A 23,247-nucleotide genomic window follows, 5' to 3' on the forward strand; every position below is an offset into this window, starting at 1 on the left:
ATATGAGGTGAAATATGTCAAATAAAATTATCTTTTTAGATGTTGATGGAACTTTAGTAGATTATCATAACCAGATCCCGGAATCTGCAGTTAAAGCTATTCAAGCAGCGCGTGCAAATGGTCATATTGTTTTTGTGTGTACAGGTCGGAGCCGTGCAGAAATGCAAAATGAGATTTGGGATATGGGCATCGACGGCATGATTGGTGGCAATGGTTCATATGTTGAATACCATGAACAAGTTATTATGCACCAATTAATCTCTAAAAAAGAAGCTAAACATATCGTTGATTGGTTACATGAACGTGGTTTAGAATTTTATTTGGAATCAAACAACGGGCTATTTGCCAGTGAGAACTTTAAAGAAGCTGCCCGTCCGGTATTGCGTACCTATGTTATGCGTAAAGGTAAGACCGAAGAGGAAGTTCAAGGAATGGAAGCAGAAGATGCCTTGCATGGTCTCGTTTATGGTGGTGAACTCTATCGTGATGATTTAAATAAAGTATCATTTATCCTAAATTCTTATCAAGATCATTTGGATTCAAAAGAAGAATTTCCTGAGCTTGTAGCAAACACCTGGGGTGGACGTGGTGAAACAGCTCTTTTTGGTGACCTAGGTGTTAAGGATATTAACAAAGCTCACGCTATTGATGTTATTTTAAAACATTTACAAAAAGATAAAAAAGACACTATTGCTTTTGGTGATGCAAAAATTGATATTCCAATGCTTGAGTTTTGTGAAATTGGTGTATCAATGGGTAATGGTGGCCCAGAAATATTAGCTATGGCAGACATGATTACAGATGATGTAGAAGAAGATGGTCTCTATAATGCTTTTGAAAAATTAGAACTTCTATAATGAGAGTCGGTGAAAACACCGACTTTTTTTATTTGATAAACTTTCTAAAATTGGTAAATATCATCTATCAACTTCTAAGGATGAAATAGTCAAAATAATTGACTTATTTTTAATGAAACTATAGACTAAAGGTAAAATATTGGAGGTTCATATGAAAGCTATTCAAGTTTCAAAAGCTGGTGGACCAGAGGTGTTGAAACTAGTTCAAATACCAAAACCATCTGTTAAAGAAGGCTGGTCACTGATAAAAATTCTTGGATTTGGGATAAATCGCTCTGAAATTTTTACCAGACAAGGTTTTTCACCTAATGTCACTTTCCCCAGAGTATTAGGGATTGAATGTGTTGGAATTATGGAAGAAGCAAGTTCTAATAGTTCATTAGAAAAAGGACAATTAATTCTTTCCATTATGGGCGAAATGGGGAGGGCTTATGATGGTTCCTATGCTGAATATGTCTTAATCCCCGATCAACATATTTATCCAATTACTAGTCAACTTCCTTTAGATCAATTGGTTAGTTTACCTGAATCCTTTTATACAGCCTTTGGTGCGATGAAACAGTTGAAAATTTCAGCTGGTGATACCGTATTAGTCAGAGCAGGAGCATCTGCTCTTGGGATAGCTTTTTTAAATTTAGTCAAAGCCAAATATCCCAAAATAAAAGTCATCGCTAGTGTCAGATCTATAACCAAAGAAAAACAACTATTAGAACTAGGCTATGACCAAATCATTTTTGATCAAGATGGTAAACTACAAACAGATTTATTATTTACAAAAGTTCTAGAATTAGTTGGGCCAAAAACAATAAATAATAGTATTAGTCACATGTCTAAGGGAGGTATCATTTGTTCTTGTGGGCAACTGGGTTATCAGTGGTATCTAGAGGAATTCGATCCAATAGTGGCTTTATCTAATAATATCTATTTAACAACTTTCTACTCTGGAAATGTCTCACAATTACAAATTCAAGAATTATTAGATTATGTCGATGATAATAAGGTAACCATTCCAAAACCGAAAGTTTTCAAATTAGAGGAAGTTGCGGATGCACATATCTTTATTGAAGGAGACAAAGGATTTGGAAAAGCAGTAGTTTTAGTGTAGGAGATAAATTATGGAATTAACAAAAATGTCCAGGGAATTAGTTAAATCTTTTGATAGTTATAAGAGTATTTACGAATTGTATGCTAGACAACATGGTTTGCAAGGTAAAAGTTTACAAATCTTATTATGGATTTATAATAATCCCAAAGGTGTAACTCAAAAATATTTGAGTAATAGGACTTTGTCAACTAAGCAAGTCATAAATGCAACAATCAAAACTTGGCTTCAAAAAGGTTATGTTACGATGCAGGAATATGAAGATGATCGACGACAAAAAGTCATCATGCTAACTGCAAAGGGGAATGTTTTTGCTCAAAAAATCATTATTCCTATGGAAAAAATTGAACTAGTAGCAATTGCCTCCTTAGCTGTTGAAGAAAGGGAACAGTTTGTTAAACTACTGAAAAAATATACAACTTATTTAGTTAAAGAAATGGAGAATTTATGATTCGATTTAATAAAGTATCAAAAGTATTTGGTGACACAGCAGTTCTACATGAGCAAAGCTTTCAAGTCAATGATCGAGAATTTTATGTTTTAGTCGGATCATCTGGTTCTGGTAAAACAACTTTGTTGAAAATGATTAATTGTTTAATTGAGCCGAGTTCGGGGGAAATTCTCCTTAATAAAAAACCACAGAAAGATTATGATTTAAGGGAAATGCGTTTGTCGATGGGCTATGTATTGCAACAGATTGCCCTCTTTCCAAATCTGACAGTGGCTGAAAATATTGCCCTTGTGCCGGAAATGAAGAAGTGGACAGAAGCAGAAATTTCAACTAAAACAAAAGAATTCTTATCTAAGGTTGGCCTTAATCCAGAAGAATACATGGATCGTTATCCAAAAGATCTGTCAGGTGGTGAACAACAACGGGTTGGTATAGTGCGTGCTATCATTTCTTATCCTAGAATTCTGTTAATGGATGAACCGTTTTCTGCTTTAGATCCTATCTCCAAAAAACAATTACAAGATTTAATGTTAGATTTACATCGTGAGTTTGATATGACGATTGTTTTTGTTACGCATGATATTAAGGAGGCTATCAAATTAGGTGATCGCGTTGCTATTTTAGATAAAGGACAAATTATCCAAGTGGATACACCAGAAGCAATCATTGCTAATCCAGCTAATGATTTTGTAGCCAGTCTTTTCGGAGGTGATGAGAATGACTAATTTATTAATGACCTTCCAAGACAGATTTGGTGAATGGACCAAAGCCTTACTCGAACATTTACAAATTTCACTAGTAGCACTTTTGATTGCTATTATAATTGGTATCCCATTAGCAAGTTTGCTCAGTAAAAGTAAACGATGGTCAGATATAGTTTTACAAATTACAGGTATCTTCCAGACTATTCCCTCATTAGCATTACTTGGTTTGTTTATTCCACTGATGGGGATTGGTACAGTGCCGGCAGTAACAGCTTTAGTTATTTATGCCATTTTCCCAATTGTCCAAAATACGATTACTGGTTTAAATGGGATTGAACCAAGTCTGGTAGAAGCAGGGACAGCCTTCGGGATGACCAAATGGGAGAGACTGAAAAAATTTGAAATTCCAATAGCTATGCCAGTTATCATGTCTGGTGTCCGTACATCTGCTGTTATGATTATTGGGACAGCTACCTTAGCTGCTTTAATTGGTGCAGGTGGACTCGGATCCTTTATCCTTTTGGGGATTGACCGAAATAATCCGAACCTGATTTTAATTGGTGCTATTTCTTCAGCAATCTTAGCTATCTTATTTAATACCATTTTGCAATATCTTGAAAAAGCTTCACTCAAGAAAATTATCTATGCTTTTACCGTTATTGTTCTTGGTTTATTCTCATCATATTTACCAAGCATTGTTAATTCTATTGGTAAGAAATCCGATACCATTACAATTGCTGGTAAATTAGGCGCCGAGCCAGAGATTCTCATCAATATCTATAAAGAAATGATTGAAGATCAATCTGACTTAAACGTTGAGTTAAAACCTAATTTTGGTAAAACAACTTTCCTATATCAAGCTGTTAAGTCTGGTGACATTGATATCTATCCTGAATTCACTGGTACCATTACATCAAGTCTGCTCAATAAAAAGCCTGCTTTATCTAACAATCCTAAAACAGTTTATTATGATGCAAAAGATGGAATTGCTAAACAAGATCAACTGGCTTTCTTGAAACCATTCCGATACCAAAATACTTATGCGGTAGCTATTCCGCAAAAGCTAGCACAAGAAAAGAAAATTAAGACAATTTCTGATCTGAAAAAATATCAATCTGAATTAAAAGCTGGTTTTACTTTGGAATTTAAGGACCGTCCTGATGGGAACAAGGGGTTGCAAGATGTGTATGGGTTGAATTTACAAGTGTCAACAATGGAGCCAGCTTTGCGTTATCAAGCCATCGAGTCGGGCAAGATTCAAGTTACGGATGCCTACTCGACAGATGCTGAATTGACTAAGTATAAATTGCAAGTTCTTGAAGATGATAAACATCTCTTTCCTCCATACCAAGGGGCTCCTTTGATGAAAGGAGAACTAGTTAAGAAGCACCCCGAAATTAAGGAAATCCTCAATAAGTTATCAGGTAAAATTACTGAGGAAGAAATGCAAAAAATGAATTACCAGGTTTCTGTTCAAGGAAAAGATGCTAGTAAAGTAGCACATGATTACCTTGTTAAAGAAAAATTGATTAAGTAAAATAAAAAAGAGCTAGATAGCTCTTTTTTTATTACCATAGGATAATATTATGAAAGCCTTGTATATCATTAGATTTAATCTTGAAAGCAAGATATAATATCAGTAATCACATAAAAGGAGACGACCACATGTTTCATAAAACTTTAAAACCATTTCCAGAGGACTTTTTCTGGGGTGCCTCTACATCAGCTTATCAAGTTGAAGGAGCAGCCTTAGAACATGGTAAAGGCCCTTCATGTCAAGATGTCAAAGAAATTCCAGAAGGAACGTCAGACTTATCTGTTTCAGTCGATCATTACCATCATTTTAAAGAAGACATCGCCCTTATGGCAGAAATGGGCTTCAAATCTTATCGTTTTTCTATTTCTTGGTCTCGCCTACTTCCTGAAGGAACCGGTCGTGTTAACCAAGAAGGTGTCGAATTTTATAATCAATTAATTGATGAATGTCTTAAATATGACATTCAACCAATTGTAACAATGTTCCACTTTGATATGCCTGCAGCTCTTGATAATCGTGGCTCATGGGGAAATCCTGATTCCGTTGAATGGTTCTTAGAGTTTGCTAAATTAATGTTTGAAAGCTTTGGCGATCGTGTTAAATATTGGCTAACAATCAATGAACAAAACGTCCTTACTTTAGCTGGTCCAGTTATTGGTACTTTGTTCTTACCAGAAGGTACAACAAATATCAAACGTGAAATCTACCAACAAAACCACTACCAATTAGTAGCACAAGCTAAAGCAATGGTAATGTGTCATGATATGTTGCCCGATGCAAAAATTGGTCCTGCTCCAAACATCTCACTAATCTATGCTAACACTAATAAACCAGAAGATGTGATTGCATCACAAAATGCCAATGCTATCCGTAACTGGCTCTATTTGGACATGGCTGTGCATGGACGTTATAACAATTTGGTTTGGGCATATCTTGAACACCATGATGCACAACCAACATTTAGAGACGGTGATGCAGAAGCTCTGAAAAATGCTAAACCTGACTTCATTGCTTTCAACTACTACAATTCATCGACAGTTGAATATTGTGCAGAAGACTTCGCATTGGGAGAAGAAGAGTCTGACCAACAAAAAATGTTGACTGAACCTGGTTACTACCGTGCATTATCTAATCCTAACTTGCCTAAAACTGAGTTCGGATGGGAAATTGACCCTATTGGTTTCCGTGCAACTCTTCGTACGATTTATGACCGATACCAATTACCACTCTTAGTAACCGAAAATGGCTTGGGTGCATACGATACCCTTACAGAAGATGGGAAAATCCATGATCCATATCGTATCGAGTATTTACGTGCCCATATTGCGCAAATTCAAGAAGCGATTTCTGATGGTGTTGAAATGCTTGGATACAACCCATGGTCAGCTATAGATTTAATTTCAACTCACGAAGGTATTAAAAAACGTTATGGCTTCATTTATGTTGACCGTGATGAGTTTGATTTGAAAACGCAAAAACGTTATAGAAAAGATTCATTCTATTGGTATAAAAAAGTAATTGCATCAAACGGACAGGATTTGAGCGATTAACCAGTATTGTTTGTTATTTTGGTCTAGTTCAATTGAGCCAGATTTTTTATAATTTCCGAACGTTAATATAAATTTTTTAAAATAATTTGACAAAAAAATAACGTAAGTTTAAACTACTATGAGGAAGGGTAAGTTTTTTACCTAGCGATGCCTCTTTAACAAGAGGTCATAGGATGGTCATTTTAAAGAGAAAAGTAGTCCTAGATTGCTTTCAAAAGGAGAAACCTTATGTTTAATGACATGCCTGTATTTGATTATGAAGATATCCAATTGATACCTAACAAATGTATCATCAACAGTCGCTCAGAAGCAGATACAAGTGTTAAACTTGGTAAGTACACATTTAAATTGCCAGTAATTCCTGCAAATATGCAGACAATTATGGACGAATCTATCGCAGAACAATTTGCAAAAAATGGTTATTTTTATATTATGCATCGTTTTGACGAAGCAAGTAGAAAACCTTTTATTAAACGCATGCATGAGCAAGATTTAATTGCTTCAATCTCTGTAGGTGTTAAAACTTATGAGTATGATTTTGTAACATCCCTTAAAGATGATGCCCCAGAATTCATTACGATTGATATTGCCCATGGTCATGCTAACAGTGTTATTGATATGATAAAACACATCAAAAAAGAATTACCAGAAACTTTTGTTATTGCTGGAAATGTCGGAACTCCTGAAGCAGTTCGTGAATTAGAAAATGCTGGTGCTGATGCTACTAAAGTTGGTATTGGCCCAGGTAAAGTATGTATCACAAAAGTTAAAACAGGTTTTGGAACTGGTGGATGGCAATTAGCTGCTCTTCGTTGGTGTGCTAAAGCTGCTCGAAAACCAATTATTGCTGACGGCGGAATCCGCACACACGGTGACATTGCTAAATCAATTCGTTTTGGTGCAACAATGGTCATGATTGGTTCATTATTTGCTGGACATGTTGAAAGTCCTGGTAAAACAGTTGAAATTGATGGGGAATCATTTAAAGAATATTATGGTTCAGCGTCAGAATACCAAAAAGGTGAACATAAAAACGTTGAAGGTAAGAAAATTCTCTTACCAACAAAAGGTCATTTAGCAGATACTTTGATTGAAATGCGTCAGGACTTGCAGTCTTCAATCTCATATGCTGGTGGTACTGATTTGGATGGACTTCGTCGTGTTGACTATGTTATCGTTAAAAATTCTATCTGGAATGGTGATCAGATATAATTGCTATTGCAAAGTAGACTATTCTAGTGTAGACTATATTGTATTACATTTATAACTAATAAAATATATTACTTATTTATACTGTGAATTGGCGCAGTGTTTCTACAAGACACCGTAATGTCTAACAATAAGTGAGCTTAAAAAGCTTGCTTGGTTTCTAACCTTGCAAAGCAAAGGGTTTTTCCCTTTTGCTTTGCGGCGAGCTTTTTTTGCTTTTTTAAGAAAGGATTTTTATGAAACTACTTGAAGACCGTATGATTAAAGACGGTAACATCCTAGGCGAAAACATTTTAAAAGTTGATAGCTTTTTGACTCACCAAGTTGATTACAAATTGATGAAAGAAATTGGGAATGTTTTCGCAAAAGCCTATGCTGATGCAGGAATTACTAAGGTCGTTACAATTGAAGCATCTGGTATTGCTCCAGCTGTTTATGTTGCTGAAGCTTTAGATGTTCCAATGATCTTTGCTAAAAAGCATAAAAACATTACTATGACTGAAGGTATTTTAACAGCAGAAGTTTATTCATTTACTAAACAAGTCACTAGTACGGTTTCAATTGCAGGGCGTTTCTTAAATAGCAATGACAAAGTCTTGATTATCGATGATTTTTTGGCCAATGGCCAAGCTGCCAAAGGTCTGATTGAAATTATTAGCCAAGCCGGTGCATCGATTGCAGGCGTTGGTATTGTGATTGAAAAATCATTCCAAGATGGACGTCAAGTCATTGAAAACCAAGGTGTTAGGGTTACCTCGTTGGCACGTATCAAAAACTTTGACAATGGTAAATTAAACTTTATGGAGGCAGACGCATAATGTCAAGTACAGAGCAACACTCACACTCACAATCAGCCGTTTTAGGCTTGCAGCATCTTTTATCCATGTATGCTGGTTCAATTTTAGTTCCCATCATGATTGCAGGAGCCCTAGGTTATTCTGCAAAAGAATTAACTTACTTAATTTCAACTGACATTTTTATGTGTGGGGTTGCGACATTTTTGCAATTGCAACTAAATAAGCAGTTCGGTGTCGGCTTACCAGTCGTTTTAGGCTGTGCCTTCCAATCAGTTGCACCTTTATCTATTATTGGTGCACACCAAGGTTCAGGAGCTATGTTTGGTGCCTTAATTGCTTCAGGTATCTTTGTTATCTTAATTGCAGGCATCTTTTCAAAAGTTGCACGGTTCTTCCCTCCAATTGTAACGGGTTCAGTTATTACAACAATTGGCTTGTCTTTAATTCCAGTGGCAATGGGTAATATGGGTAACAATACTCCTAAACCAACAGGACAAAGTATTATTTTAGCTTTCGCCACAATCTTCATTATTCTTGCTATTCAAAAATTTGCGACTGGCTTTATTAAATCAATTGCCATTTTAATTGGTTTGATCTCAGGAACAATTATTGCTGCTTCCATGGGTCTCGTTGATACTTCAGCAGTGGCTAGTGCGCCATGGCTTCATATTCCAACACCATTTTACTTTGGAGCGCCTAAATTTGAAATCACATCAATTGTCATGATGTGTATCATTGCTATTGTCTCAATGGTTGAATCAACAGGTGTGTACCTTGCTTTATCTGACATTACTGGTGATACACTTGATAGCACACGTTTACGTAATGGATACCGTGCCGAAGGTATGGCTGTCTTACTTGGCGGACTTTTCAACACCTTCCCTTACACTGGTTTCTCACAAAATGTTGGACTTGTCCGTCTATCAGGCATAAAAACTCGCCGACCAATATACTACACAGCAATCTTCTTGATTGTCATTGGTCTTTTGCCAAAATTTGGTGCCCTTGCTCAAATGATTCCAAGCCCAGTACTTGGTGGCGCAATGTTAGTTCTATTTGGAATGGTTGCACTTCAAGGAATGCAAATGTTAAACCGTGTCGATTTTGCGGGCAATGAACATAATTTCATTATCGCAGCGGTATCGATCTCAGCAGGTGTCGGATTCAATGGGACTAACTTATTTGTAAGTTTACCATCAACAGCTAACATGTTCCTTACAAACGGAATTGTCATTGCAACAGTAACAGCCGTAGTTTTAAATCTTGTCTTTAACAAAAATCACAAATAAACCAAAAAGCTCAGTTCATAACTGAGCTTTTTTCTTTAATATAAGTAGTGGAAATTACTTTTAAGACCGTCGGTTTTGGCCAAGGTTCCATGAGTAGTAACAATTATACCTTCAACACCAGATAAGCCATTGATGATATGAAATGCTTGCATTGGATTTAGGCCAAAAAGACGTGTCGTCCAGATTTCACAATCCAAGGACTTTTCCGCAATAATAGTTAGGCTTGCCATATCAGTTTCAATGGGATAACCAGTTTCACGGTCAAATATATGATGATAATCTTTGTCGTTGACTGTTAAGTGACGTTCGTAAACACCTGATGTCACAACTGATTGATTCTCAATTTTGACTATGCCTAGATTAACACCTCGTTTTTTACCAGGATTTTGAATACCAATATAGAAACGACCATCGGGTCTGTTTTTATTTTTACCATGAACTAAGACATTTCCACCTAGATTTAATAAGGCAGAATAAATGCCATCCTCAATTAGAAAATTCATAATTTTATCAGCTATATAACCCTTGGCTAAAGCTCCTAAGTCAATTTTCATTCCTTCTTTAGTAAGAAAAACAGACTTAGTTTTAGGAAATAGCTGGATATTATTTGGATTAGTAAGTGCTAGGACCTCTTGGATATTATCATCTTCAGGTAAATTAGCATCGGAAAAACCAATTCGCCATGTTTGCACTAGTGGACCGATGGCAATATTGAGATTATTAGAATCGCCAAAACTGTTTTCTTTTCCAATTTCAATTAGTTCATAGAGATCGGGATGGACAGAAACAGGTTCTTTACCGGCCGCATGATTAATTGCCATTAACTCCGAATCGTCATCATTGGCACTAAAACGATTTTTGTAGGTCTCTAATAATTGACAGACAGTGACCATTTGTTGGTCAGCGTTTTGAGAATTAATTTCTATATCAATGATGGTTCCCATCATACGTAATTTTTCTTTGGCAATCATTTGATATCCTTTCTAGTTTAAGTGGCCAGAATATATAAAAGGGGCATAGAAGCCCCCAAAAATTTTAGTTTTTTAATTTCATCTCACCAGCTGGGAAGTAAGTTCCTTCTGGCATATCATTAATCATAATATGAATATTTTCTTTTGGTGCTTTCGCAATACGAGAAACAACATCAGTGACTTCACGAGCTAATTGAATCTTTTGTTCTTGTGTACGACCTTCAAATAAATCAATAGTTACAAATGGCATTATTGTCTCCTTCTTTCTTTCTATATTTTACCATTTTCATATCCTATTGCCTAGTGATTTCAGCTTTTTATAGCTAAAAATGAAAAACAATGTAAACGTTTTTAAATAATCATTTAAGGTCAAAGGCAATCGCCAAAAGACGACTTTTGTGATAAAATAGTTTAGATAAATAAAGAAGGTAGGATCCTAAGTTTGGCTCAATTATACTACAAGTATGGGACAATGAATTCTGGCAAGACGATTGAGATTTTAAAAGTAGCACACAATTATGAGGAGCAGGGCAAACCTGTTGTTATCATGACCAGTTCTTTAGATACAAGAGATGGTTTTGGCATAGTTTCCAGTAGGATTGGTATGAAGCGCCAAGCAATTCCCATCAATGATCAAATGGATATCTATGCATATGTTGATGGTTTAGTTCAAAAACCATATTGTGTCTTGATTGATGAGTGCCAATTTTTGTCCAAAGGAAATGTTTATGATTTAGCCCGTGTGGTAGATGATTTAGGTGTTCCAGTTATGGCTTTTGGTCTTAAAAATGATTTCCAAAATGAGCTTTTTGAAGGATCGAAATATCTACTTCTTTTAGCTGATAAGATTGAGGAAATTAAGACAATTTGTCAATATTGTAGTAAAAAGGCTATAATGCAACTTCGGATGAAAGATGGTGTTCCAGTCTATGCTGGGGAGCAAATTCAAATCGGTGGAAATGAAACTTATATACCGGTTTGTCGTAAACATTATTTCCAACCACCAATGTTAAGAGAAGATTAATAAAGAAAAGTAGAGGAGACACCCAAAAGTATGAACATATATGATCAGTTACAGGCTGTCGAAGATCGTTATGAAGAGTTAGGAGAATTGTTAAGTGACCCAGATGTGGTTTCTGACACCAAACGCTTCATGGAATTATCAAAAGAAGAAGCAGGCACACGTGAAACAGTCGACGTCTATCGTAAGTATAAAGATGTTATTCAGGCAATCGCTGACGCTGAAGAAATGATTAAAGATTCAGGTGGTGATTCTGACATCGAAGAGATGGCAAGAGAAGAACTAAAAGAATCAAAAGCGGCTAAAGAAACTTATGAAGAACAATTAAAAATTCTTTTACTTCCAAAAGACCCTAATGATGATAAAAATATCATCCTTGAAATTCGTGGTGCAGCTGGTGGTGATGAAGCTGCACTATTTGCTGGGGATTTGTTAACCATGTACCAGAAGTTTGCGGAAAGTCAAAACTGGCGTTTTGAAGTAATGGAAGCAACTTACAATGGTGTTGGTGGGATTAAAGAAGTAGTTGCAATGGTTTCTGGCCAATCAGTTTACTCAAAATTGAAATATGAATCAGGCGCTCACCGTGTTCAACGTGTCCCTGTTACAGAGAGTCAAGGCCGTGTTCATACTTCAACTGCAACAGTTTTAATCATGCCAGAAGTTGAAGAAGTGGATTACCAAATTGATCCCAAAGATTTGCGCGTAGATATTTACCATGCCTCAGGTGCCGGTGGACAGAACGTCAATAAAGTAGCAACTGCCGTTCGGATGGTCCATATTCCAACTAATATCAAAGTTGAAATGCAAGAAGAAAGAACCCAACAAAAGAATCGAGATAAAGCGATCAAGATTATTCGCGCTCGTGTTGCTGACCACTTCGCGCAAATTGCCCAAGATGAGCAAGATGCTGAACGTAAATCAACAATTGGTACTGGTGACCGTTCAGAACGTATCCGTACTTATAATTTCCCACAAAATCGTGTTACAGATCACCGGATTGGTTTAACTCTCCAAAAATTAGACACCATTTTATCTGGGAAAATGGATGAGATTGTTGATGCCTTAGTCCTTTATGATCAAACCCAAAAATTAGAAGATCTCAATAAATAATGAATTACGCACAAACCATAAGTCAACTCCAAAGTCAATTGGAAGCTGTCGGGGAAGATCCTGAAAATTTAATTTATGTCTTTAAAGAATTAAAAAAATGGTCAACTTTAGATTATTTACTTCATCAAAACAAAGAAGTTTCGACTGGGGATTTAGAACTCTTTCAGTCAATCATGACTCAATTAAAAACTCACCGTTCCCCTCAGTATATCACTGGCAATGCCTATTTCCGAGATTTGATTCTGTCAGTTGATGAACGGGTGCTCATCCCTAGGCCGGAAACGGAGGAACTGGTTTCGCTCATTCTTGAGGAGCACTCGGACCAGTCTCTTCGCGTTCTTGATATCGGAACAGGCAGCGGAGCAATTGCCCTAGGCTTAAAAAAAGAGAGACCAAACTGGCAGATTGATGCTGCTGATATTTCATTAGATGCCTTAAGCTTGGCGCAGGAGAATGGACGAGCACTGGATTTAGAAATCAATTGGTTGCATTCTGATCTGTTTAGTAATATTTTAGATAAGTACGATATTATTGTATCTAACCCACCTTATATTGCTTTTGAGGATAAGGATGAAGTTGGTTTAAATGTCTGGCATTCGGAGCCACATTTAGCTTTGTTTGCTGATGATAATGGTTTGGCAATTTATAGAGCTATTTTGGAGCAGGCTAGTCATTATTTGACAGAAGATGGTGCAATTTATTTTGAAATTGGCTATAAACAAGGTCAAGATTTGAAAGAATTAGCAGAGGCGAATTTTCCACAATGCAGGGTTAGACTATTACAAGATTATTTTGGAAAAGATAGGATGGTAGTAATCAATCATGAAGGAACTGATAGAACAAATTAAAAACGGTCAAGCAGTCGTTTTACCAACTGAAACTGTCTATGGTATTTTTGCCAAAGCAATGGATGAAAATGCAGTTGATAATGTATATCAGCTGAAACAAAGGCCAAGAGATAAAGCAATGAACTTAAATATTGCTTCCTATCAAGATATTCTTGATTATTCTCAGGGTCAGCCAGCATACTTAGAAAAGCTAGTCAATGCCTTCTTGCCTGGTCCCTTGACTATTATTCTCAAGGCTAATCAGAAGGTTCCTGCATGGATTAATTCGGGTAAAACTACTGTTGGTTTTAGAATGCCAAATCATCCTGTTACTTGTCAGATTATCAAAGAAACGGGTCCACTTATTGGACCCTCAGCAAACATTTCGGGCGATGACAGTGGCAAAACTTTTAAAGCAATTATGAAGGCATTTAATTATCAAGTAGATGGTTATTCTGACGATGCTGCTTTAACAGGGCAGGATTCGACTATAATTGACGTCTCTGGATTAAAAGCTAAGATTTTACGCCAAGGTTCAATTACTAAAGAAGAATTGTTAGATGTAGTTCCTGAATTAGAATTTTGAGGTGATTGATGATCAGACAACTTAGTGTTAAAGATGTACCACAGTTACAAGTAATCAATGAAAAGTCATTGGGATATGCCATTACTTTAGAGGAGTGTCAAAAACATTTAGAGGCTGTCTTAAAGAATGATGACCATATCCTAATAGGTTACACTGATGAGATGACTGATTTAGTAATTGGTTATTGTCATATGCAACTTTACCAGACTACCTATGCACCTACGGTTTATAATATTCTAGGACTTGCTGTCTTACCAGACTATCAAAGACGAGGTATTGGGGGCCAATTAATGAGAGCAATTGAAGAAATTGCTAAAAAGAACAATATTAACTATATTCGATTAAACTCAGGAAATAGCCGCAAAGAAGCACATGCTTTTTATCAGCATCTGGGTTATAAATCAGATAAAATACAAAAACGCTTTTTGAAAGAATTGAGGTAAGGAAATGATTTTTGATAAAGATAACTACCAAGAATTTGATAAAGAACTTTGGGATGCTATTCATGCCGAAGAAGATAGACAAGAACACAACATTGAGTTAATTGCCTCAGAAAACGTTGTTTCAAAAGCAGTCATGAAAGCTCAAGGCTCAGTCTTGACTAACAAATACGCTGAAGGGTATCCAGGCAACCGTTATTATGGTGGTACTGAAAATGTTGACGTAGTTGAAAATTTAGCTATTGAACGTGCTAAAGAATTATTTGGTGTAAAATTTGCTAATGTCCAAGCTCACTCAGGAAGTCAAGCAAATGCTGCCGCTTATACAGCTTTAATTGAAGTAGGTGATACTGTCCTAGGCATGGATTTAGCCGCCGGTGGTCATTTAACTCATGGTTCACCAGTTAACTTCTCAGGTAAAACTTATAACTTTGTTGGCTATAATGTCGACAAAGAAACTGAAATGCTTGATTATGAAGCCATTTTACAACAAGCTAAAGATGTTAATCCTAAATTAATTGTTGCTGGTGCTTCAGCTTATTCACGCACAATTGACTTTGCTAAATTTCGTCAAATTGCCGACCAAGTTGGTGCTTATTTAATGGTTGATATGGCTCATATTGCAGGATTAGTTGCCGCAGGCCTTCACCCAAGTCCCGTACCATATGCAGATATTACAACATCCACAACGCATAAAACGCTCAGAGGTCCCCGTGGTGGACTAATTCTTACCAACGATGAAGTGATTGCTAAAAGAATTAACTCTGCAGTCTTCCCTGGTATGCAAGGTGGTCCACTTGAGCATGTCATTGCTGCCAAAGCAGTATCATTCAAAGAAGCTCTTGATCCTGCATTTAAGGACTATGCCCAAGCTATCATTGATAACACAGCAGCAATGGCATCAGTTTTCGAAGCTGATGACCGTTTCCGTGTGATTTCTGGTGGAACTGATAACCATGTCTTCTTAGTAGATGTGACAAAGGTTATTGCTAATGGTAAATTAGCACAAAATCTTCTTGATGAAGTAAACATCACTCTTAATAAGAATTCAATTCCTTATGAAACTTTGTCACCATTCAAGACATCTGGAATTCGGATTGGTTGCGCTGCTATTACCAGTCGTGGTATGGATGTCAAAGCCTGTCAAGAAATTGCCCAATTAATCATCACTGCCCTTGTTAATCACGATAAGCCAGAAGTTTTAGAACAAGTTCGTCAAGATGTTCGTGCACTTACGGATGCCTTCCCATTGTATGAAAACCTATAATCATGTTAGATATATATATTAAAAAAATTACTATTCATCAATTCTCGCCAAATGATACGGAACTTTTTCTGTCAGAGGGTTTAGTTAATATCACACCAAGAATTGATGAGTATTTTCGTAAAAAGTTAGCTAAAGTTTTTTCAGATGATGCAAAGCGTGGTCAGTTTGAAAATGATAATATTTTTAGAGAGCTAATTACAGATGATTTTATCGATTCCAGTCAAAAAGTTGCTAAGCTTTGGAAAGAAGAGTTTGTGATTTCAGAAGACCAGAAAACAAATGATCTGGTCTTTCTTCAATTTGACAAAGAAGGTCAACCTTATTTTGCATTTTTAAGAATTGCATTGAAGGAAAGCTTTGCCCATATGGCTGAAAGCCAAGAGAATCCTTTTAGTATTACGCAAAACAACTTACCTTCTGCAGCTCAAGCACCAGATGAAGCTTTAGTCATCAATGTACAATCCAATACCTATTACTTGATTGAAAAAAGGGTTAAACATAATGGATCCTTTGAGAATTATTTCTCAGAAAATTTGTTAAAAGTTAAACCTGAACAATCTGTTAAAAAATCAATCAAGACTCTAGAACAGACTGCGCAAAAGATTGCTGAAAACTTTAATCAGGATGATTTTGCCTTTCAATCAAAAGTCAAATCAGCCATTTATAAAAATTTAGAAGAAGAAGCAGAGTTATCACCTGAGAAATTGGCTGATCAACTCTTTGATAATAATTTGACTGCAAGGTTAACCTTTGTTGACCAAATTAAGGAGAGTATTCCAGAACCGATTCAGGTGAGTGATATTGATTCTTCCAGACAAATAAAGAAATTTGAAAGTCAAAAACTGTCACTTTCAAATGGAATTGAACTGATTGTACCAAATACAGTTTATCAAGATGCAGATTCTGTTGAATTCATTATGAATGATGATGGAACTTATTCAATCTTGATTAAAAATATAGAGGATATCAAGAATAAATAAATGTTGAAATTTTTCAAACGTGTTATTATTCTAGTCGTTTTCATTTTTTGTGTCTTTCAAGCATATATTACCTATAAGAATGTTCATAATGTGCTACAGTATAAAGATATGGTTGAGAAAACCTTGGCTGAGAATAATACAAATACCAATGTCAACCTTGTTCTCGCCATGATTTACACCGAGACAAAGGGTGGCGAAGTAGATGTCATGCAATCTAGTGAAAGTAGCAGTGGAAGGACAAATTCTATCACTGATAGTAAATCTAGTATTAACCATGGCATTAAACTCTTATCACATAATCTAGAATTAGCCGAGCAAGCCCAAGTCGATTCATGGACTGCTGTGCAAGCCTATAATTTTGGGACTGCTTATATTCATTATGTTGCCAATCATGGTGGTAAAAATACCATTCCTTTGGCCAAAACATATTCTAAAACAGTTGTAGCTCCAAGTTTAGGTAACACAAGTGGTGAAACTTATTTTTATTATCATCCCTTAGCATTAATTTCAGGTGGTCAATTATATAAAAATGGTGGGAATATCTATTATTCTCAAGAAGTCCATTTTAATTTGTATCTCATAGAATTCATGTCTTTATTTTAAAAAATGGCAGAGCGGAAATGACAAATCTAAATTGATTTGTCATTTTTTTTATAAATTTTTGATAATTGATTTTCGGAACAAAATAAATATTTCTAATTCAAAATGTTAGGATATTCACAAAATTTAACCGATATTTTTGTGTAAGAATTCACTTATTTCCGAATAATGCCTTGTAAAAGGGATTTTGTGATGGTCTATAACTTGTGAAACGGTGAGCATATGTTTTTGTATGCGCTTTTTTCTATGCTATAATTTAGCCCTAAACTAAAAATTGTGAAAAGAGGAACAATATATATGGCAAAAATTATCGTTGTTGGAACCAACCATGCAGGAACAGCTTCCATTAAAACAATGTTAACAAATTACGGAAAAGAAAATGAAATTGTCACTTTTGACCAAAATTCTAATATTTCTTTCCTTGGTTGTGGGATGGCATTATGGATTGGTGAACAGATTGATGGACCAGAAGGACTCTTTTATTCTGACAAGGAAGAATTGGAATCAATGGGTGCAAAAGTTTACATGGAATCACCAGTGTTAAACATTGATTTTGATCAAAAAGTGGTTACAGCCTTAGTAGATGGTCAAGAGCATCAGGAATCATATGATAAATTGATTTTAGCTACAGGATCACAACCAATTATTCCACCAATCGAAGGAGTAGAATTAGTCAAAGATTCACTTGAGTTCAAGGCTACTTTAGAAAACTTACAATTTGTTAAACTCTTCCAAAACTCTGCTGAAGTGATTGAGAAACTGGCTAAACCAGGACTTGATAAAATTGCTGTTGTTGGAGCTGGTTACATTGGTGTTGAACTAGCTGAGGCATTTCAACGCAAAGGTAAAGAAGTTGTTCTAGTTGACATCGCTGAAACATGTATGGGTGGTTATTACGATCGCGAGTTCACAGACCTCATGAGTAAGAACCTAGAGGACCATGGCATTCAACTTGCCTTTGGCCACACCTTGAAGGCTGTGGAAGGCAATGGCAAAGTAGAACGCATTGTCACAGATAAAGCAAGCTTTGATGTCGACATGGTCATTATGGCTGTTGGTTTTAAACCAAATACAGCACTTGGTCAAGGTAAATTAGCAACCTTACCAAATGGGGCTTGGATTGTCGATAAAAAACAAGAAACAAGTATGAAAGACGTATTTGCCATTGGCGATTGTGCAACTATCTATGACAACGCCCGTCAAGATGTTAACTACATCGCCCTAGCATCAAATGCAGTCCGGACAGGTATTGTTGCTGCTCATAATGCTTGTGGACATGAATTAGAGGGCGCAGGCGTACAAGGCTCAAATGGTATTTCGATTTATGGGTTGAACATGGTTTCAACTGGATTGACACTAGCCAAAGCTAAAGATGCAGGGTATAATGCATTAGAGACTGGTTTTAATGATTTACAGAAGCCAGAATTTATCAAACATGGTAACCACGAAGTGGCTATTAAAATTGTCTACGACAAAGATAGTCGTGTCGTATTAGGTTGTCAAATGGTTTCAAAAGAGGATATCTCTATGGGGATTCACATGTTCTCATTAGCCATCCAAGAAAAAGTTACAATTGAAAAATTAGCCTTAATGGATATCTTCTTCCTACCACACTTTAATAAACCATACAACTACATTACAATGGCGGCATTATCTGCTAAGTAATAGCCCTAGAAATGAGGAACAGATGAGGCAATTAGTCTTAAATATCGCCATTAGCTTAGATGGTTATATTGCAAGAGAGGATGGGTCTTATGATTGGATTGAAGGGCATGGGACAGAACAATTTGATACCCCCTTGCAATTTGATAACTCAGGCTTTTTTGCCTCATGTGACACGATTATAATGGGACGCAAAGCCTATGATGACTGCCCACTGGAAATGATTGACTATCATGAAATGAAACAATTTTATGTGGCAACTCATCAGCAAAGACTTTCGGACAGACCAAATCTTCACTTTACCTCATTTATTTTAGAAAATGTTAAAAGCCTGAAAGCAGAAGAAGGCGGACCAATTTGGTTATTTGGAGGCGCTGATTTGGTCCAATTGATGATCGATCATGATATGATAGACCAGTACATTATTGGCATCATCCCAACAATCCTCGGAAAAGGCCGACCTTTATTCAAAGGTAATGACCAAGAACACAAATTAAAACTGATAGAATCCACTGTCACTGATGGCATCGCCATGCTAAGGTATAACAGGAGATAAAAAAAGAACGACAATTTTAATTGTCGTTCTTTTCTAATTAGTTCTTAGCTGCTGAAGCGAATTCTTCTTTTTGGAAAGCTTCGTCTATAATGGCTTTTAGTTGTTTTGCAGAAGCCTGCATTTTTTGTAATTCAGCATCATTCAATGGAATGTTTACTGGACGAACAATACCGTATGCACCAATGATAGCAGGTTGACCGATATAACAATCAGTTACACCTTCATATTGACCTTCTTGGAAGACAGAAAGTGGAAGTACAGCATTTTCATCATCAAGGATAGCTTTGGTAATACGAGCTAAGGCAACTGCGATTCCGTAGAATGTTGCACCTTTTTTGTTGATGATTGAATAAGCAGCATCACGAACTGAAATAAAGAGATCTAAAAGACCTGCTTCGTCGATGTCGCGGTTATCTTGTAACCATTGTTCTAATTTAACACCGGCAACGTTAGCGTGTGACCAAACAGCAAATTCTGAGTCACCGTGTTCACCCATGATATAAGCATGGACAGAACGAGCGTCGACACCGATTTTATCTGAAAGAGCTTGACGAAAACGAGCTGAGTCAAGTGAAGTACCTGATCCGATAACACGTTCTTTAGGGAATCCTGAGAATTTCCAAGTAGAATAAGTTAGGACGTCAACTGGGTTAGCAGCAACTAAGAAGATACCAGAGAAACCTGAGTCAACGATTGCTGTTACGACCTCTTTATTGATACGTAAGTTTTTTTCAACCAAGTCAAGACGAGTTTCACCTGGTTTTTGTGGAGCACCAGCAGTAAGTACTACTAAGTCAGCATCATGACAGTCTGAGTAGTCAGCTGCATAGATTTTTTTGGGTGATGTGAATGCAAGAGCGTGGCTTAAATCTTCTGCATCACCTTGAGTTTTTTCTTTGAAAATATCAATAATTCCAAGTTCTTGAGCGATATTTTGTGTTACTAATGCAAATGCATATGAAGAACCAACGGCACCATCACCGACCAAGATAACTTTTTTATGTTGTTTAGTTAAAGTCATTTCTAAACATCTCCTTAATTTTTTTAGAGGGAAGCCCCATACAACTTAATTTTAGCATTTTGAAAATTGTTTGTCACTTAAATCACGAAAAAAGTGAAAATTATTTTCTGAAAGGGGTTCCAATTCGTAAAAATATTGATTTTGTGCTATAATTAAATAGAGTTTGGACTAGAAAAGGAGCATTCCTTAGATGCAAGATAGAAATTTAATTGACGTAAATCTGACAAAGGAAATGAAAACATCTTTCATTGACTATGCCATGAGTGTAATCGTGGCCAGAGCTTTGCCGGATGTGCGTGATGGGTTGAAACCAGTTCATCGTCGTATTTTATACGGAATGAATGAACTAGGTGTAACACCGGATAAGCCCCATAAGAAATCGGCCCGTATCACCGGGGATGTAATGGGTAAATACCATCCACATGGCGATTCATCAATTTATGAAGCTATGGTCAGAATGGCCCAATGGTGGTCATACCGCCATATGCTTGTTGATGGACACGGAAATTTCGGTTCTATGGATGGTGACGGTGCCGCTGCGCAACGTTATACTGAAGCAAGAATGAGCAAAATTGCCCTTGAAATGCTTCGTGATATTAATAAAAACACAGTAGACTTTCAAGAAAACTATGATGGTAGTGAACGTGAACCATTAGTTTTACCTGCTCGATTCCCTAACTTATTAGTTAATGGGGCAACTGGTATTGCTGTTGGGATGGCGACAAATATTCCTCCTCATAATTTGGGTGAGTCAATCGATGCCGTTAAATTAGTCATGGAAAATCCTGAAGTTACAACTCGTGACTTAATGGAAGTTATCCCTGGACCTGACTTCCCAACAGGAGCCATGGTAATGGGTCGTTCTGGTATCCATAGAGCATATGATACTGGACGTGGTTCAATTGTCCTACGCTCTCGGACTGAAATTGAAACAACTAAAAATGGCCGTGAACGTATTGTGGTTACTGAATTCCCTTATGGGGTTAATAAAACAAAAGTTCATGAGCACATTGTTCGTCTAGCTCAAGATAAACGTATCGAAGGGATTACAGCAGTCCGTGATGAATCTAACCGTGAGGGTGTCCGCTTCGTCATCGAAGTAAGGCGTGATGCGTCAGCTAATGTAATTTTAAATAACCTGTTTAAACTAACTAGTTTACAAACTAACTTTAGTTTCAACATGCTTGCGATTGAAAATGGCGTTCCTAAGATTTTATCACTTCGTCAGATTATCGACAATTACATTCTTCACCAAAAAGAAGTTATTACACGTCGAACTCAGTTTGATAAGGATAAGGCAGAAGCGCGAGCTCATATTTTAGAAGGTTTACTAATTGCCCTCGATCACTTGGATGAAGTCATTGCAATCATCCGTAAGAGTCAGACTGATGTGATTGCGCAAGCTGAGTTGATGCAACGTTTCGAACTTTCCGAGCGACAAAGTCAAGCGATACTAGACATGCGTCTGCGTCGTCTGACTGGTTTGGAACGTGATAAGATTCAATCTGAATACGATGCGCTGATTGCTTTAATTGCTGATTTGGCGGATATATTGTCCAAGCCAGAGCGAGTGCAAACCATTATAATCGAAGAGATGGATGAAGTTAAACGTAAGTATGCCGATGCTCGTCGTACGGAATTAATGGTTGGGGAAGTTCTCTCTTTAGAAGATGAAGATCTGATTGAAGAAGAAGACGTACTAATCACCTTGTCAAACATGGGCTACATCAAACGTCTCGCGCAAGATGAATTTAGAGCGCAAAAACGTGGTGGACGTGGTGTACAAGGTACCGGTGTAAATGATGACGACTTTGTACATGAATTAGTTTCGACAAGTACCCATGATACCCTGCTCTTCTTTACCAACAAGGGACGTGTTTATAGATTAAAAGCCTATGAAATTCCTGAGTATGGTCGGACAGCAAAAGGCTTACCAATTGTCAATCTATTGAAGCTTGATGACGGTGAAACAATTCAAACCATTATCAATGCACGAAAAGTTGAAGTTGCCGACAAGTATTTCTTCTTCACCACAAAAGGTGGGGTTGTAAAACGTACTAGTGCTTCAGAATTTAATAATATCCGTCAAAATGGTTTAAGAGCCTTGAACTTGAAAGAAGACGACGAGTTAATCAATGTCTTATTAACTGATGGAACTGAAGATATCATTATTGGTACCCGTTCAGGTTACTCCGTTCGTTTCAATGAATCATCAATCCGTAACATGGGTCGTTCAGCTACCGGTGTCCGTGGTGTTAAATTACGGGACGAAGATATGGTTGTTGGAGCTTCTCGAATCACTGATGATCAAGAAGTATTAATCATTACTGAAAATGGTTATGGGAAACGTACTGCGGCCTCTGAGTACCCAACAAAGGGTCGTGGTGGTAAAGGTATCAAAACTGCTAATATTACAGTTAAAAATGGCCCACTCGCAGGTTTAACAACTGTTTCTGGTGACGAGGATATGATGATTATCACGAATAAAGGAGTTATCATTCGTACATCAATCTCAAATGTTTCTCAAACAGGTCGAGCTACCCTCGGTGTTAGAGTGATGAGATTAGACCAAAATTCTAAAATTGTAACCTTTGCCTTAGTTGAACCGGAACCTGAAGTTGAAGAAGAATTAATTGAAACAACAGAAACTAATGAAACAACTCCAACAAGTGCTGAAATGGAAAGTCAAGCACCTAGTGAGGAATAA

Annotated in this window: 23 protein-coding genes and 1 riboswitch; of the genes, 20 read left to right on the forward strand and 3 right to left on the reverse strand. The window is 36.7% G+C overall.

From position 1 onward, the window contains the following. Positions 1-14 precede the first annotated feature (14 nt). The 9 genes from MKY69_RS05095 to MKY69_RS05135 all read left to right on the forward strand — a co-directional run bounded on the left by MKY69_RS05095 (position 15) and on the right by MKY69_RS05135 (position 9,496). Complete coding sequence (locus tag MKY69_RS05095) at positions 15-857, forward strand: Cof-type HAD-IIB family hydrolase (protein ID WP_003106808.1); 843 nt, start codon at positions 15-17, stop codon at positions 855-857. A gap of 151 nt (positions 858-1,008) precedes the next feature. Beyond that, positions 1,009-1,962, forward strand: coding sequence for a zinc-binding dehydrogenase (locus MKY69_RS05100; RefSeq protein ID WP_003108018.1), 954 nt, complete (start codon positions 1,009-1,011; stop codon positions 1,960-1,962). 10 nt (positions 1,963-1,972) lie between these two features. Continuing rightward, a complete protein-coding gene (locus MKY69_RS05105) occupies positions 1,973-2,410 on the forward strand; it encodes a MarR family winged helix-turn-helix transcriptional regulator (protein ID WP_013793897.1) in 438 nt (145 codons plus the stop codon). Further along, entirely contained in the window at positions 2,407-3,135 is a 729-nt protein-coding gene (locus MKY69_RS05110) for an ABC transporter ATP-binding protein (RefSeq protein WP_100083664.1), read from the forward strand. Before MKY69_RS05105 ends, MKY69_RS05110 begins: the two co-directional genes overlap by 4 nt. Next, positions 3,128-4,651, forward strand: coding sequence for an ABC transporter permease/substrate-binding protein (locus MKY69_RS05115; protein WP_340791098.1), 1,524 nt, complete (start codon positions 3,128-3,130; stop codon positions 4,649-4,651). The genes MKY69_RS05110 and MKY69_RS05115 overlap by 8 nt, the downstream gene beginning before the upstream one ends. A 128-nt stretch (positions 4,652-4,779) precedes the next feature. Next, entirely contained in the window at positions 4,780-6,201 is a 1,422-nt protein-coding gene (locus MKY69_RS05120) for a glycoside hydrolase family 1 protein (RefSeq protein WP_340791099.1), read from the forward strand. 228 nt (positions 6,202-6,429) lie between these two features. Continuing rightward, positions 6,430-7,413, forward strand: coding sequence for a GMP reductase (guaC, locus tag MKY69_RS05125; RefSeq protein ID WP_003103987.1), 984 nt, complete (start codon positions 6,430-6,432; stop codon positions 7,411-7,413). Positions 7,414-7,465: 52 nt separating this feature from the next. Then, a riboswitch (purine riboswitch) is annotated at positions 7,466-7,561 on the forward strand. 85 nt (positions 7,562-7,646) lie between these two features. Beyond that, positions 7,647-8,228 carry a xanthine phosphoribosyltransferase gene (locus tag MKY69_RS05130; RefSeq protein WP_003103086.1) on the forward strand — a complete coding sequence of 194 codons (582 nt, stop codon included), beginning with the start codon at positions 7,647-7,649 and terminating at the stop codon, positions 8,226-8,228. After that, entirely contained in the window at positions 8,228-9,496 is a 1,269-nt protein-coding gene (locus MKY69_RS05135) for a nucleobase:cation symporter-2 family protein (protein ID WP_003106816.1), read from the forward strand. Before MKY69_RS05130 ends, MKY69_RS05135 begins: the two co-directional genes overlap by 1 nt. A 35-nt stretch (positions 9,497-9,531) precedes the next feature. Here MKY69_RS05135 and MKY69_RS05140 read toward each other — a convergent pair whose 3' ends face one another. Both MKY69_RS05140 and MKY69_RS05145 read right to left on the reverse strand, forming a co-directional pair. Beyond that, the gene (locus MKY69_RS05140) at positions 9,532-10,467 is read right to left on the reverse strand and encodes an FAD:protein FMN transferase (protein WP_003106817.1); all 936 of its coding nucleotides are present in this window, start codon (positions 10,465-10,467) and stop codon (positions 9,532-9,534) included. A 64-nt stretch (positions 10,468-10,531) separates the two neighbouring features. Then, on the reverse strand, positions 10,532-10,717 hold the full coding sequence (locus MKY69_RS05145; RefSeq protein ID WP_003106818.1) for a 4-oxalocrotonate tautomerase: 186 nt from the start codon (positions 10,715-10,717) through the stop codon (positions 10,532-10,534). A gap of 192 nt (positions 10,718-10,909) precedes the next feature. Here MKY69_RS05145 and MKY69_RS05150 point away from each other — a divergent pair, with 192 nt between their 5' ends. From MKY69_RS05150 to MKY69_RS05195, 10 genes are all read left to right on the forward strand, one after another. Further along, entirely contained in the window at positions 10,910-11,491 is a 582-nt protein-coding gene (locus MKY69_RS05150) for a thymidine kinase (protein ID WP_003108011.1), read from the forward strand. A gap of 30 nt (positions 11,492-11,521) precedes the next feature. Then, positions 11,522-12,601, forward strand: coding sequence for a peptide chain release factor 1 (gene prfA, locus MKY69_RS05155; protein ID WP_003104152.1), 1,080 nt, complete (start codon positions 11,522-11,524; stop codon positions 12,599-12,601). Further along, positions 12,601-13,449 carry a peptide chain release factor N(5)-glutamine methyltransferase gene (gene prmC, locus MKY69_RS05160; RefSeq protein ID WP_003105423.1) on the forward strand — a complete coding sequence of 283 codons (849 nt, stop codon included), beginning with the start codon at positions 12,601-12,603 and terminating at the stop codon, positions 13,447-13,449. The genes prfA and prmC overlap by 1 nt, the downstream gene beginning before the upstream one ends. Further along, complete coding sequence (locus MKY69_RS05165) at positions 13,424-14,014, forward strand: L-threonylcarbamoyladenylate synthase (protein WP_003103626.1); 591 nt, start codon at positions 13,424-13,426, stop codon at positions 14,012-14,014. The genes prmC and MKY69_RS05165 overlap by 26 nt, the downstream gene beginning before the upstream one ends. Before the next feature lie 8 nt (positions 14,015-14,022). Beyond that, on the forward strand, positions 14,023-14,457 hold the full coding sequence (locus MKY69_RS05170; RefSeq protein ID WP_340791100.1) for a GNAT family N-acetyltransferase: 435 nt from the start codon (positions 14,023-14,025) through the stop codon (positions 14,455-14,457). Between the two features lie 4 nt (positions 14,458-14,461). Further along, positions 14,462-15,721, forward strand: a complete 1,260-nt coding sequence (gene glyA, locus MKY69_RS05175) for a serine hydroxymethyltransferase (RefSeq protein WP_003108006.1) — start codon at positions 14,462-14,464, stop codon at positions 15,719-15,721. A 2-nt stretch (positions 15,722-15,723) separates the two neighbouring features. After that, entirely contained in the window at positions 15,724-16,701 is a 978-nt protein-coding gene (locus tag MKY69_RS05180) for a nucleoid-associated protein (protein WP_003106824.1), read from the forward strand. Then, the gene (locus tag MKY69_RS05185) at positions 16,702-17,304 is read left to right on the forward strand and encodes a lysozyme family protein (RefSeq protein WP_003108003.1); all 603 of its coding nucleotides are present in this window, start codon (positions 16,702-16,704) and stop codon (positions 17,302-17,304) included. A 294-nt stretch (positions 17,305-17,598) separates the two neighbouring features. Continuing rightward, positions 17,599-18,966 (forward strand): H2O-forming NADH oxidase, encoded by a 1,368-nt coding sequence (gene nox, locus MKY69_RS05190; RefSeq protein WP_003105841.1) that lies wholly within the window; start codon positions 17,599-17,601, stop codon positions 18,964-18,966. A 22-nt stretch (positions 18,967-18,988) separates the two neighbouring features. Beyond that, positions 18,989-19,519, forward strand: coding sequence for a dihydrofolate reductase family protein (locus MKY69_RS05195; RefSeq protein ID WP_340791102.1), 531 nt, complete (start codon positions 18,989-18,991; stop codon positions 19,517-19,519). Between the two features lie 37 nt (positions 19,520-19,556). Here the strand turns inward: MKY69_RS05195 and MKY69_RS05200 are convergent, their stop codons facing one another. Then, positions 19,557-20,540, reverse strand: a complete 984-nt coding sequence (locus MKY69_RS05200; RefSeq protein WP_003104251.1) for an L-lactate dehydrogenase — start codon at positions 20,538-20,540, stop codon at positions 19,557-19,559. A 190-nt stretch (positions 20,541-20,730) separates the two neighbouring features. Here MKY69_RS05200 and gyrA point away from each other — a divergent pair, with 190 nt between their 5' ends. Continuing rightward, positions 20,731-23,247, forward strand: coding sequence for a DNA gyrase subunit A (gyrA, locus tag MKY69_RS05205; RefSeq protein WP_340791103.1), 2,517 nt, complete (start codon positions 20,731-20,733; stop codon positions 23,245-23,247).

Origin of the sequence: Streptococcus sp. FSL R7-0212, from assembly GCF_038007985.1 — a bacterium.
Taxonomy (GTDB): domain Bacteria; phylum Bacillota; class Bacilli; order Lactobacillales; family Streptococcaceae; genus Streptococcus; species Streptococcus parauberis.

What these genes read in the sequence shown, in the direction of transcription:
- MKY69_RS05140 (WP_003106817.1), bottom strand. Translation starts at nt 10,467, where the DNA reads ATGATTGCCAAAGAAAAATTACGTATGATGGGAACCATCATTGATATA.
- MKY69_RS05195 (WP_340791102.1), top strand. Translation starts at nt 18,989, where the DNA reads ATGAGGCAATTAGTCTTAAATATCGCCATTAGCTTAGATGGTTATATT.
- prfA (WP_003104152.1), top strand. Translation starts at nt 11,522, where the DNA reads ATGAACATATATGATCAGTTACAGGCTGTCGAAGATCGTTATGAAGAG.
- MKY69_RS05135 (WP_003106816.1), top strand. Translation starts at nt 8,228, where the DNA reads ATGTCAAGTACAGAGCAACACTCACACTCACAATCAGCCGTTTTAGGC.
- guaC (WP_003103987.1), top strand. Translation starts at nt 6,430, where the DNA reads ATGTTTAATGACATGCCTGTATTTGATTATGAAGATATCCAATTGATA.
- MKY69_RS05105 (WP_013793897.1), top strand. Translation starts at nt 1,973, where the DNA reads ATGGAATTAACAAAAATGTCCAGGGAATTAGTTAAATCTTTTGATAGT.
- MKY69_RS05130 (WP_003103086.1), top strand. Translation starts at nt 7,647, where the DNA reads ATGAAACTACTTGAAGACCGTATGATTAAAGACGGTAACATCCTAGGC.
- MKY69_RS05185 (WP_003108003.1), top strand. Translation starts at nt 16,702, where the DNA reads ATGTTGAAATTTTTCAAACGTGTTATTATTCTAGTCGTTTTCATTTTT.
- nox (WP_003105841.1), top strand. Translation starts at nt 17,599, where the DNA reads ATGGCAAAAATTATCGTTGTTGGAACCAACCATGCAGGAACAGCTTCC.
- MKY69_RS05165 (WP_003103626.1), top strand. Translation starts at nt 13,424, where the DNA reads ATGAAGGAACTGATAGAACAAATTAAAAACGGTCAAGCAGTCGTTTTA.
- MKY69_RS05200 (WP_003104251.1), bottom strand. Translation starts at nt 20,540, where the DNA reads ATGACTTTAACTAAACAACATAAAAAAGTTATCTTGGTCGGTGATGGT.
- MKY69_RS05120 (WP_340791099.1), top strand. Translation starts at nt 4,780, where the DNA reads ATGTTTCATAAAACTTTAAAACCATTTCCAGAGGACTTTTTCTGGGGT.
- MKY69_RS05180 (WP_003106824.1), top strand. Translation starts at nt 15,724, where the DNA reads ATGTTAGATATATATATTAAAAAAATTACTATTCATCAATTCTCGCCA.
- MKY69_RS05110 (WP_100083664.1), top strand. Translation starts at nt 2,407, where the DNA reads ATGATTCGATTTAATAAAGTATCAAAAGTATTTGGTGACACAGCAGTT.
- MKY69_RS05100 (WP_003108018.1), top strand. Translation starts at nt 1,009, where the DNA reads ATGAAAGCTATTCAAGTTTCAAAAGCTGGTGGACCAGAGGTGTTGAAA.
- MKY69_RS05115 (WP_340791098.1), top strand. Translation starts at nt 3,128, where the DNA reads ATGACTAATTTATTAATGACCTTCCAAGACAGATTTGGTGAATGGACC.
- glyA (WP_003108006.1), top strand. Translation starts at nt 14,462, where the DNA reads ATGATTTTTGATAAAGATAACTACCAAGAATTTGATAAAGAACTTTGG.
- MKY69_RS05145 (WP_003106818.1), bottom strand. Translation starts at nt 10,717, where the DNA reads ATGCCATTTGTAACTATTGATTTATTTGAAGGTCGTACACAAGAACAA.
- MKY69_RS05170 (WP_340791100.1), top strand. Translation starts at nt 14,023, where the DNA reads ATGATCAGACAACTTAGTGTTAAAGATGTACCACAGTTACAAGTAATC.
- prmC (WP_003105423.1), top strand. Translation starts at nt 12,601, where the DNA reads ATGAATTACGCACAAACCATAAGTCAACTCCAAAGTCAATTGGAAGCT.
- MKY69_RS05095 (WP_003106808.1), top strand. Translation starts at nt 15, where the DNA reads ATGTCAAATAAAATTATCTTTTTAGATGTTGATGGAACTTTAGTAGAT.
- gyrA (WP_340791103.1), top strand. Translation starts at nt 20,731, where the DNA reads ATGCAAGATAGAAATTTAATTGACGTAAATCTGACAAAGGAAATGAAA.